The sequence below is a fragment of the Paenibacillus sp. MY03 genome (assembly GCF_002165585.1).
Taxonomy (GTDB): domain Bacteria; phylum Bacillota; class Bacilli; order Paenibacillales; family Paenibacillaceae; genus Pristimantibacillus; species Pristimantibacillus agaridevorans.
Window position 1 is genome coordinate 18285 of record NZ_MXQD01000038.1, and the last position, 12419, is coordinate 30703.

The following is a 12419-nucleotide window of genomic DNA, read 5'->3' on the forward strand; positions in this document are numbered from 1 at the left end:
CTAAAGAAGGTGCAGTTAGCGCTTACATTAGTGGAAGGAGATTGGAATAATGGATCCGTTTTTTTTCCGAGAGGCATTGTTTCAGCTTGATATAGATCGCCATGGCGAGGCTGAGAAGTGGTTTTCTCCAGAATATGACAGAGAGCAATGGATGAAGGTGGATGTCCCAGGTTGCTGGGACTTATATAACCGGTCGCTGTGGAGCTATGAAGGAACGGGTTGGTTTTGCCTTGAATTGCCTGCCCAAAATGTTGATATTTATTTATTGCAGAGGCTGATGTTCGAAAGGGTAAGCGGTCATGCCAAGGTATGGATTAACGGACAATGGGTAGGAGAGCATGTGGGGGGCTATCTTCCTTTTGAGTTTGTAGCAAGCCATTATTTAAGGGCAGGAATGACGAATTACATCGTGATGAGTGTGGACAATGAACCGAAGGGCAACAGATTGCCAGGCAACGCAGTCGTAGAATGGATGCAATATGGCGGCATACTTCGGGAGGTTTCTTTCATCTCTACGCCGCACTGCTATATTGACCGGGTGGGTGTGCGAACTCATGGATTTGTTGCAGACCATGTATTGACGTTCGATGTTCATCTTGTTAATCACTCACAGGATCCAGTGGAGGGAAATCTGATACTAAACATCCCGCAGCTTGATTTCAGTTGCGACAAGGAGAACTACATCGTCGTAGAGCCTGGATTCAAAAAGATTGAACGATCGTACAGTGTGCCGCAGGCTCAATATTGGTCGCCGGACACCCCCAATTTATACGAAGTTGAAGCTGTTTTTATGGAAACAAAGGGGAGGTTTTCAGATCGCACAGCAAGTCGTTTCGGAGTTCGGACGGTAGAGGTCAATGACCATCATATCTTATTAAACGGACAACCCTTGATCATAAAAGGGATTAATCGCTATGACGAAATTTTAGACTATGGTCCGTCAGCACCGGCCAGTGTAATCCGCGATGACTTGATTAAAGCCAAAGAGGCAGGGGTTAACTTGATCCGTACGCATTATCCACTGGATTCCATTCAGCTGAATTTGATGGATGAGTTAGGATTGCTCGTTATGGAGGAAATTCCGCTGAACTGGTGGATGAACAACTGGCATCCTACCGCTCCGGCAAATGAAGAGCTTAACGAAGAAATTGCCAAGGACGCGGAACGGGCGTTGCGGGATATGATCAAGCAACATTGCAACCATCCCAGCATTGTGATCTGGAGCATGTGCAACGAATCGGAAACAAACACGCCGCTCGGCATTGATGTTATGCGGGGACTGATGAGACTCGCTCGCGAGGAGGATCAGAGTCGTCTAGTGAGCTTTGTAGCCGAAGGCAATAAACCGGGGCATCTCGCTTTCGAAGAAGCGGATATCGTCTGTTTCAATGTATATTATGGAGCCATGTATGGTGATCCTGCACTGAAACTGAGCGAGATCCACCACAAGGTCATGCAACCGACTATGGAGCACCTTCAGCGTTTTGTCAGAGAGTTCCCGGGAAAGCCCCTGTTGATTACGGAGTTCGGCACACTTGGTTTGCAAGGATTAAAGGGAGATCAACGCCACTCCGAAACGTTTCAGGCTCAATATTTACGTGTGGTCTGGGAGGCCATCATGGGAGTAAATGGAGTACAGGGTGGTATCTTGTGGTGCTGGGCGGATTATTACCATCGCAGAAAGTATTGGGATGTTCCGCTGGGAAGATATGGCGTGCTCACAGTTGATCGGCAAGAGAAAGAATCGTTTAAGATGCTGCAGGAGTTGTTTCTAACTGCAGACTCGATTAAAGGAGGTGAATAGCAGCTCGGGATCTAAGACATTGTGTGCAATTGAAGTGTGTAAAACCGTTCGACAATATGGCTTATCAAACAAGGAGGCGTCAAGCAATGAATAAAAAAACAAGCCGAAAATTAATACCATGGATGTTGCTTGTGTTTACTATGACTGCTGTTCTTGCAGGTTGCAGCGGTAACAACAACAATGGGGAGAGCTCAAGCTCGCTTTCCCCGAGTCCCGGAAACCAGGAGGAAGCTGCAAAATCGATTACCATTCGGATAGGAACGTTTGATGATCCATTTGAACAAGAAACAGCTAGAGCCGTTGCCGAATTGTATGTAAAAGATCATCCGCATGTAACGATAAAGATAGAACCATATGTGGGCGATCCTAAAACCAAAGTGTTGGCTCAAGCGGCTTCTGGAGACCTGCCGGATGTGACGTGGCTGGCGGATGGATACGTGAAGGAATTCGCTGAAGCGGGAGTTTTAGAGCCGCTGGATGGTTATTTGGAAGAAAACAATGTTGATGTCAATGATATTTATCCGGCTATGCTTGGTTATGGCATTATCGATGGTCAGACCTATATGCTCCCCCGTGATTATAATCATATTGTGTTTTATGCAAATACCACCTTGCTGGCACAAGAAGGACTGACACTGCCTGAGAACGGCTGGACATGGGATACTTTTATGGAATACTCCGATAAGCTCACGAAGAAGGATGCTTCTGGAAAAACAACCCAATGGGCCGTTTCTTTGAACCCAACTGCAATAGGAACGTGGATGGCATGTGCTCAAGGACGAGGCGGGCAGTATTTAAATAAAGAAGAGAAAACCGTTAACTTTTCGGATCCTAAAGTTGTTGCTGGATTAAGAGATTGCTGGGATCTAGTGAAAAACGGCAATGCGCAGGATCCGATGGGGCAATATTCTGAAGATCCATTTTATGCTGGGAAAACCGCATTCATGGCGGGGGCAAAGCCATTTGCCGCAGGAATCCATGCTGCTGCCGAGGCGAAGGGATTTGAATGGGATGTAACGACTTTCCCTCAGTTTCCCGTAAAAGCTGCTGTAGGTACAGGTACGAGCGGATATGGTGTAAGTGCCAAATCCAAGCATAAAAAAGAAGCGGCAGGCATTGTAGCTATGTTCGTTAAACAAGAAGGACAAATCGAATTCGGGAAAACTGGAAACGCAGTACCTGTATTGAAATCAATGGAAAGTGATACGACATGGAGAGACAATCCGGTTCCAGGTAAAAATACAGATGCGTTCGTAGCCTTTCCTGAAAATGATGTCTTGCGTGAACATGAGCTCGTACTCTCTACAAATAAGGCGAATACGATTAATTTAGAGGTCGGCAATGCATTTACGAAATACATGTTAGGTGCTGCCACGTTAGAAGATGCATTAAAAGAAGTAGATGAGAAAGCAAACGCTGCCGAATAGTAGTTTCCCGGGCGGAAATCACGTTTCCGCCCTTACAAAACAAATGGGGGCTGCCTGATGATCAAATCAAATTCGTATTCAAGGAAGCGAATAGAGACGGTAGAAGGTTATTTATTTGTTTCTCCCGTTGTTTTAGGCATATTAATTTTTATGTTGTGGCCGATCATCCAATCTTTTTATTATAGTTTCACCCGCTACAGTGTAATAAAATCCCCGGAATGGATCGGTATTGAAAACTATAGCCAGTTGATGCAGAATAGTCTGTTTTGGCATTCACTGAAAATCACCTTTATTTATACGTTTTTGTCCGTTCCTTTTGGATTGATAGCAGGTTTTTTTCTGGCGTTGCTGCTTAAGAGAACAGTGCTGGGAATCCAATGGTTTCGCGCCATCTTTTATTTGCCGGTTGTTGTGCCGGTTGTGGCCTTGGGCGTACTTTGGAAGCAAATTTACAGTCCGGACGCAGGTCTTGCCAATCAGCTTTTGGGGTGGCTTGGTCTTTCCCCATATCCTTGGTTCTCTAACCCCGACACCGTTATGACTTCCCTGATCGTCATGTCATTATGGCAGGCTGGCGGAGCTATGATCATTTGGATAGCCGGACTTGAAGGGGTCCCTGCACATCTGTATGAAGCGGCCATTGTAGACGGGGCATCGCCCATTCGAAGATTCTGGCATATTACGATTCCGATGGTCACGCCCGTTATTTTTTTCAACCTTGTCATGGGTGTAATATCAGCCCTTCAAGTGTTCGGACAAGTGGCGGTTACAACAGGCGGGGGTCCATTAAATGCAAGCAACTTCCTTATGGTCATGATATACAGCGAAGCATTCGGAAGATTGAACATGGGTTATGCGTCAGCTATTTCCTGGATACTATTTCTTCTGATTAGCATATGCACCGCAATCATTTTCCGATCAAGCCGTTCGTGGGTGCATTATGAAGGAGGCGCGAGATAATTTGAAATCCATCAGATCCAGGATAACGTTATCTTTTGTACTCCAATATGCATGTATGTCACTCGGAGCGCTTGTTTTTATGTTTCCGCTCGTTTGGATGGTCTCAAGAAGTTTCATGGGACTCGCGGATCTATATACGCATCCACCACTTATTTTTCCGACACAGGTTAGCTTTCAGGCCTATTCTGAAATTTGGAGTATAAAGCCGTTCTTGTTATATTTCAAAAATACGATGATTGTTGTGCTGTTTACGGTTATTGGCGCTGCATTAACATCTGCGATTTGTGCATTTGGTTTTGCGCGATTAAACTTTCCCGGACGCAATATGATTTTCGGGATGGTACTCGCAACCATGATGCTTCCCGCAGCGGTAACCATTATTCCGCTCTATGTGCTTTTCAGTAATTTAGGCTGGATTAATACGTTGTATCCGCTCACCGTTCCCGCATTTTTTGGCGGAGGAGCGTTTAATATCTTTTTGCTTAGACAGTTTTTTGCATCTTTGCCTAGGGATTTTGACGAAGCGGCAAGGGTGGATGGTTCTAGCACGTGGACGATATTTTGGCGCATATGCATGCCGTTATGTGCCCCTGCGCTCACAGTAGTCATGGTATTGGCATTCAAGGGAGCTTGGGATGATTTTATGGGGCCGCTTATTTACTTGAACAGTGAAGATAAATTTACGCTTGCTTTAGGACTGCTTAGCATATCTCCAGCCGGGGTTGGTGTTGCACCATATGCCAATACTGCCCATGTTATGGCGATTTGCTCACTAACTATTTTGCCGGTTATAACGATCTTTATGGTGGCCCAGAAAAAACTCATATCAGGTGCCGTCGTATCAACCGGAATCAAAGGGTAAAAGAATACGAAATCGAGCGGCGGTGAACAATGCGAAAGATTGATGTCAACTGTATGATCGGTAATTGGGTGAAGCAGGATGTGGAGCCATTACTGGAAAATCAGGTTCAAGATGAGCTGCATTATTATGATATTGACAGAGTCATTGCGTATCATGGAACGGCCAGAAGCTCCAACCCGATGTACGGAAACGAACGGCTATTGGATTATTGTCGGAGCAATCAAAGTATGATTCCTTGCATGGTCGTATCGCCGCATTATAAATACGTCCATGGATGGTCTTTCCTTGAGGATCTGCTAGTTAAGGAAAAGATCCAATTTATTCGTATCTTCCCCAAGGAGCAAGGATATACGCTCGGCAGCAAGCTTACGCATGAAATATTCGGTATGGCAGAGAAGTTGGGCACACATATGATTATCGATTATGAGGAGATCACTTCATCAGATGACAGAGAAATGCCGGAATTTGACAGGTTATTGAGTGATTTTCCGTCCGTTCAAGTTATTGTTACGGCATTTCGGCATCGTCGAAACATGATGATGTATAGCTATTTGGAAAATCACTCTAATTTCTACACAGAGCTTTCACTATGCGACAATTGGAAGGCTTATGAACAAGCGATAGATCGCTATGGGTCTGACCGGATACTCTGGGGAAGCAATATGCCATTCAACAAACCGGGGTCCGCGATTACCATGTTGTCTTACGCAGATATATCCGAACGTGATAAAGAGAAGATCGCTTATGGCAATTTGCAAAGGTTAATAGAAGGAGGGGGGGAAGGGAGTGATAAAGGATGCCGGTAAACATGGAATTCCCTTGAACGATGTTTTGGTCATAGATGTTCATGGTCATCTGGGCGTACATCCGGATCCGTTTGTTCCGGAACATGACGAGAAGATTCAGGCTGGATTATTGAATCCCATACTTAAAAGAGTAGGGGTAGATTATATCATTGTGTCTATGTTGAAGGGGCTTAATATCGGTGAGCTGGAGGCCAATCTATATTTGGCTGAATTGATGCAGACCTATCGCAAAATTTTGGGCTATATTACTTATATCCCTTCGATGATTGGCGAAAGTTTAACGATTGCAGAACAATGCTTTCGTCTATCCGATCGGTTTGTAGGCATGAAAATCCATCCTGATGTAAATAAATACCCAATCAACGGAAGCGGGTATACGCCCTTGTGGGAGTACGCCAATGAGAAAGAGCTGATCGTACTCGTTCATACCTGGAATCAAAGTCCGTTTGCTAATCCTGAATTACTGCATGACATCGCGAGGACATACAAGGATGCAACCATACTGGTCGGGCATTCCGGCGGCATGGGGCATGGGATTACAACTGCAATTGATTTGTCCAATAAATACGATAATGTGTACCTGGATCTAACAGGCGCTTTTATATACTCCGGAAAGTCTCTCGATTTTTTTGTCCAGCAGACCAGTTCTGACAAGCTCTTATTTTCAAGCGATAGTATTTATAATAATGTGGCATGGGAAATTGGAAACATATTGTATTCGCGAGTTTCCGATGAAATTAAATTAAAAGTGTTGGGTTTGAATGCGAAGAGATTGCTTAGTAAATTCATTGCTATACCGTAAAAAATAAGAGGTGCAATATATATCTTTTGGGAGAGAACGGAATGCTAATTAGAGATGAAGACAAAAGGGAAACCCGTTTTTACTCAAGGGTCAGCCGAGAAGAATTAAAGATAGATGAAGCGATCACAAAGGCGCTTATTAAAGTAGATCAGATCATGGACATGTATGGGGATGGATTTGTTAGTCCAGTAACAAGTGAAAATCGCTATTTGCACTCTGCGAACATAGGTTGGACAACCGGCTTTTGGACAGGAATTTTATGGCTTTCTTATGAGCTCACGATGAATCCTAAATATAAACAAGCTGCCGAGAAGCAAGTGATAAGCTTTAGTGACCGTCTCGATCAGCGTGTCGACCTAGATCATCACGATATTGGTTTTCTGTACAGCCCATCATGCGTAGCGGCAAATAAGATAACCGGAGATCCTGGGGCAAGAGAGGTTGCGCTTCGAGCAGCCCAACATTTGTACGATGCCAGATATGAACAACAAGCAGGTATTATCCGATGCTGGTCGGGCGGAAAGTTTGATGAAGATGAATATCGATTCAATATGATCATTGATTCTCTAATGAATATGCCTTTAATGGAATGGGCTTACGAGCAAACGGGACATTTAGAATACAGGGATGCCGTACAGCGCCATATGACGAAGGCCATTAACCATATTATTCGAGAAGATGCATCGACCTTTCATGTCTATGTTTTCGATGAGAAGGGGAAACCCAAATTCGGAGAGACGGCACAGGGATATTCCCATTCTTCTTGCTGGTCACGCGGGCAGGCATGGGGAATTTATGGACTCGCTATTAATTATTCTTACACGAAGGATGAACATATTCTTAAGGTTGCCGAGAGACTGGCTCATTATTTTTTAAATAGATCTCCGGAGGACATGGTTGCCTATTGGGATTTCGAGTTTACGGAAGGAAGTGGTCAGCTTAAAGATAGCTCAGCTTCTGCGGTTGCGGTTTGCGGCTTGCTGGAACTGGCAAAGTGGGTTACAAATGAAGAAGACAAGACGTATTATAGAAATGCGGCAGAACATATTGTTAAAAGTCTGACGGAGAATTATGCCAGCAGTCCTTCTTCTCAAGATCGATGCCTGCTTCTTCATGGCGTAGGCAGCGTACCCCATGATTCGGGGATAGACGAAGGGAATGTGTTCGGCGATTACTATTATTTGGAATCTCTTGTGCGACTGAAAAAGGATTGGAATTGTTACTGGTAGGAACAACGAGGAGGCGCATAGTGATGGAGATTGTTGAGGTAACAGTGGGGCATCAAAATGCCGATATTGTCGGAACAACAAATACTAGTATTCAAATGGCAGTAGATCGGGTAGCTAGTCTTGGCGGGGGAGTGGTAAGATTACTGCCAGGTACCTACATCATGCACGATTCGTTACATCTTCGATCCCATGTACATATTCAGGGGAGCGGGGACGAAACCATACTATGGAAGCCTGCCAGTGTTTCAACACCAGTCATAGAAGTAAATGGATACGGTATGTATTCCATTAAGGTGAAGGAGCCGGAGAAGTTCTCAATCGGTATGGGCATTCATATCTCTGACAAGTTTGCCACAGCCTTCTATACAACAGTTGCGACGGTGTGTTGGAAGCGGGGAAATGAACTGGGAATATCTCGGCAACTGAATCATGATATAGCTGAAGTTTCTGATGGCTCGGCGGTTTCCATCTATCCGATCGTTAGCGGATGTGATGTGGAAGATGTTGTCTTGGACAATTTTATTGTAGATGGAAATGCTGAGGAGAATGAATTTATTAACGGTTGTCGCGGAGGAGGCGTTTATTTTCTTCGTGGCCGTAACATTGACATGCGGAATTTGACAGTCAGAAACTATAATGGAGATGGAATCAGCTTTCAAGCTTGTGTCCATACAAGTGTTGAAAATAGTCTCATACAGAGCAATAAAGGAAGCGGACTTCACCCTGGCAGCGGCTCAGTCGGGTTCATTATGAGGCGTATTGTCAGTATTGACAATGAGCATGACGGACTTTTTTATTGTCTTAGAGTCTCGTATTCATTATGCGAAGAGTGTTTGTTCGAAAACAATAAACGGAATGGAATCTCTATCGGGCATGCAGACACGGATGCAATCATTCGTCATAATACGATTTCGAATAATGGCGGTTTTGGATTGGTTACCCGTTATGACGCAGCGGGTCGTTCGGGGGATCGAACCCTGATCTGTGAAAATGTGTTTCGGGATAACGGTCACGAAAGTGCGGAGATCATGCTCGAAGCCGCATCAGTCGATATGCATATTGTTCGCAATCAATTTATGAACTCAACTAAACCGGAGCATCCGCGTACTGCTGTTTATATTAAAGAGCCGGGGAATGTATTGCATCTGCATGAAAATCCGCTCTCCGGGTTGGAGCTCGTTCGGGCTTCCGAAACATCCTTCTTAAGCGGCGTGGTGTTTGAAAATCCTCAAACCCCGCTTCCAGTAGAACATCAAAGCATACCGCATGAAGCAACCCTGCATCTAAAAAAAATAGGGAGTTGAAGCAAATGACTATTCCGGATAATGATGTTGTTGTATTGCAACCGTTTACAGGCGCGATCCCTCGAACTCAGCAAGACAAAAATGCAGAAAATCTAAGTATTAAGGATTTTGGCGGCGCTGCAGATGGTACCAGCAATGATACGACTGCTTTAGCGACCACATTGAATGCAGTGGGCGCTGGAGGGGTCATGCGGCAAAGTGGAAGAATTGCGTATCAGTACGGAGTAATACCTTCTATTGATGTTACTGTCAGCCACAGCAATGGTGCGGAAATTGGCACAGATGAGAGGTTGACCAATCCCGGTTTTACCGGTGGCACAACAGGCTGGACACTCCATAATTTCAGTTACGGGTCCAATAGCATCACACATACCGCTGGGACTGTCGGTGCTGCAGAGCAGTATGCGACAATTGATTCCTATGCGACCTATATTCTGTTGATAGAAATTACAACGACCGAAGCCGGGAGTATTGCGCCTAGCTTGGGCGGCTCCTCCATATTGGATTCGATTCCGGAATACTACTTGGAAGTAGGGAGTCAAGTCGTAAACGTAGGTTGCTTCCCTATTGATGACGGCTCTATGTTGTTTAAGCTTTCGACGGATACAAGTTGGGCTGGTACGATAACGAGCATATCATTTATCAAAGTTGCCAAAGAAACGGAACCTGCTTTTCTCAATGTTTCAGAGGGAGATCGCCAGATCAATGTTTCCACGGGAGATAGCCCGATGAGAGTGCCTAACATGATTAAGTTTGGTCCTTATTTATCAGGAAGCGTTGCGGTAGGCGATCGTTTGACTGCTTCATGCTGGTACAATGACGCAGCCTTTAATGTTGCAATCGGCGGCAGGGCGCAGCAGTTCTCTCAGCACGGGTTCCAAAATACTGCTGTCGGGGCTTTCTCGTTGCAATTCAATCAAGCGCATCGCAACAGCGCTTATGGGTACAGCGCACTGAGATACAACGGAAATGGAATATCGAACACGGGGATCGGCTATAAAGCCTGTGTAATGAATACGGAGGGCTCCTATAATACCGCCGTCGGTTTTCACGCTGCATTCCAAAATACAACTGGCCATCAAAATACGACAGTCGGGTTTCAGGCCATGTACAATAGTTGGACAGACTCCTACAATACCGCCTTCGGAAGTCAGGCAGGGTTAAACTGTCGAGGCGGGAAAGCCAATACGTTCGTTGGCGCTTTGTCTGGTTGCTTAAATAGCAATGTGAATGTGACTTATAAGTATGAATATACAACTTCTGTAGGCGCTGAATCTTTGGCTCATGGCAGTGAAACAGTTGCGCTTGGGTGGCGTTCGCGTGTTGGGACGGCTGAGACTCCGGTCAGCAACTCGGTGGGAATCGGCACAAGTGTGCGGGTCGAGGCTCAGAGTGCAACGGCAGTGGGGGATGCAGCACACATAGATAAGCACGGTTTGCGGGCAAGCGTAATCGGACAAGGGGCTTTTTCTTCATCCGATCAGGGGGTGTCTGTCGGATTTCGCGCGACATCCAATGCGGGTTATACAACATCGATAGGGGCGCAGTCCGGAACGAATCAAATGGGCAGTTATGGCACCTTCCTCGGATTTGCCGCCGGTTATTCTGCAACCCCGGTGTCATACGGAAATATAACTTGTCTAGGCGTCGGCTCCCAAGTCACGGGAAGCAATCAGCTTCAATTGGGTGATAGCAGCATAACTTCATATGCATACGGTGCGGTACAAGATCGTTCGGATGCAAGAGACAAGGCCAATATCAGGGATACGCAGCTCGGTCTGCCGTTTATTATGAAGCTTCGACCCAGACAATTCAATTGGGATTATCGTCAGGATTATGTCAAGCTTAACGAGGATGGATCGTTCACGGAGCTTTCAAAGGATGGAAGCAAGCAGCGGAAGAGGTTCCATGAGGGACTTATCGCCCAAGAGGTCAAAGAGGTTCTGGATGGGATGGGCGTCGATTGGGGCGGCTATCAAGATCATACCGTCAATGGAGGGGAGGACGTTCTCTCTATTGGTTATACCGAATTGATTGGACCGCTTATCAAAGCGATTCAGGAGTTAAAGGCAGAAGTGGATGCCCTTAAGCTTAATCGTCAATAATTACTTAGGGCCTGTTGCCCCAATCTCAACAACCCCTTCGGGGAGTCGGGATTGGGGTCAACTGCCCTCACAACCAGTCTGCAAGGAGGAATATAAATTGTCCCAGCAAAAGAATGGGTTTGAGCATTATCCAACAATAGAAGAAGTAGATGATTGGATTGATTCTCTTATGGACGAGGCTGAAGTAAATTCCTGCACAGTCGAAGTTCTGGGTCGCAACAGCTTTTCACATCATCTGGGGGTTCATTACGCCAGTAATGAGTTTCGCTATGTCAAGTTCACGCCGAAGCAGGGGACGCCGTTCTATGGGTATTGGCAACCCGCGTGGTCTCAACCCGCCCCTCTGCTGATCCATGTACCGGGCTATGGCGCCGAAATGAGCACGCACCCGGATTTAGTTCAGCAAGGTTATCATGTCCTGCATATTTCTCCACTCGGCTATACTACTCCCGATGGGCCTAACGAAGCTTTGCAGGTGGACGGAGAGTGGCCGGTGCTTCCCGACACTGTAAGCAGCGGGGCAAAGGAGGGATACAGAAGCTGGCTATTGAATTGTATTCAGGCAATAAATTGGGCGGAGGAGCTGGAAGGTACGGTAAAGGGGCGCCTTTCTTTTTTTGGTACGAGTCAAGGGGGCGGAGGGGCGCTCTTGCTCGGATCTATATTCCGTGATCGAGGTGTGCGCTGTGTAGCAGCGGATGTACCTTTCTTGACCAATTTCCCACTTGCCGCAGGTCGAGGCGCCTATGCGCTAACTGCCCCTGGTTTCACTAAACTCCAAAACCCTGCTGCCGGTTGGCGAAGCTTGGGGTTTATCGATACGCTTTCCCATGTGAGACGATTGACGATGCCGGTTCTTCTGACTGGCGGAGGAGAAGATCTAAGTACGCCAGCAGATACGATAGAGTCCTTATTTGAACGTCTGCCGGGCACCCGATCTTATACGATGCTGCAGAACACCGGTCATCGATACACGCGAGAATTTATGCACTTGGCATCAGCATGGTTTCGGATCTACGCCTGATCTATGGATTGAAGCTGATGTCATAAAGCAATAGCTTGGGCAGCACGCATGTGCTGCCAAACACTGTCTCTTTGAGCACAGGAGGAATGAGGAAGG

Annotated in this window: 10 protein-coding genes; all 10 read left to right on the forward strand. The window is 46.0% G+C overall.

Annotation, left to right across the window (positions count from 1 at the left end; all coding sequences use genetic code 11):
• Positions 1-49 precede the first annotated feature (49 nt).
• Positions 50-1804, forward strand: a complete 1755-nt coding sequence (locus B1748_RS25175) for a glycoside hydrolase family 2 protein (protein ID WP_087570700.1) — start codon at positions 50-52, stop codon at positions 1802-1804.
• A gap of 86 nt (positions 1805-1890) precedes the next feature.
• Positions 1891-3231, forward strand: coding sequence for an ABC transporter substrate-binding protein (locus B1748_RS25180; protein ID WP_179215819.1), 1341 nt, complete (start codon positions 1891-1893; stop codon positions 3229-3231).
• 57 nt (positions 3232-3288) lie between these two features.
• Positions 3289-4191, forward strand: a complete 903-nt coding sequence (locus tag B1748_RS25185) for a carbohydrate ABC transporter permease (RefSeq protein WP_087570702.1) — start codon at positions 3289-3291, stop codon at positions 4189-4191.
• A 1-nt stretch (position 4192) separates the two neighbouring features.
• Positions 4193-5053 carry a carbohydrate ABC transporter permease gene (locus B1748_RS25190; RefSeq protein WP_179215820.1) on the forward strand — a complete coding sequence of 287 codons (861 nt, stop codon included), beginning with the start codon at positions 4193-4195 and terminating at the stop codon, positions 5051-5053.
• Positions 5054-5121: 68 nt separating this feature from the next.
• Positions 5122-5859: an amidohydrolase family protein gene (locus B1748_RS25195; RefSeq protein WP_179215821.1), complete on the forward strand. Its 738-nt coding sequence runs from the start codon at positions 5122-5124 to the stop codon at positions 5857-5859.
• Positions 5840-6661, forward strand: coding sequence for an amidohydrolase family protein (locus B1748_RS25200; protein WP_087570705.1), 822 nt, complete (start codon positions 5840-5842; stop codon positions 6659-6661). The genes B1748_RS25195 and B1748_RS25200 overlap by 20 nt, the downstream gene beginning before the upstream one ends.
• 41 nt (positions 6662-6702) lie before the next feature.
• The gene (locus B1748_RS25205) at positions 6703-7890 is read left to right on the forward strand and encodes a glycoside hydrolase family 88 protein (protein WP_087570706.1); all 1188 of its coding nucleotides are present in this window, start codon (positions 6703-6705) and stop codon (positions 7888-7890) included.
• A gap of 23 nt (positions 7891-7913) precedes the next feature.
• On the forward strand, positions 7914-9194 hold the full coding sequence (locus tag B1748_RS25210) for a right-handed parallel beta-helix repeat-containing protein (protein WP_087570707.1): 1281 nt from the start codon (positions 7914-7916) through the stop codon (positions 9192-9194).
• A gap of 5 nt (positions 9195-9199) precedes the next feature.
• Positions 9200-11299, forward strand: a complete 2100-nt coding sequence (locus B1748_RS25215) for a tail fiber domain-containing protein (RefSeq protein WP_087570708.1) — start codon at positions 9200-9202, stop codon at positions 11297-11299.
• A 97-nt stretch (positions 11300-11396) separates the two neighbouring features.
• Positions 11397-12323 (forward strand): acetylxylan esterase, encoded by a 927-nt coding sequence (locus B1748_RS25220; RefSeq protein ID WP_179215822.1) that lies wholly within the window; start codon positions 11397-11399, stop codon positions 12321-12323.
• The last annotated feature ends 96 nt before the right edge of the window (positions 12324-12419 follow it).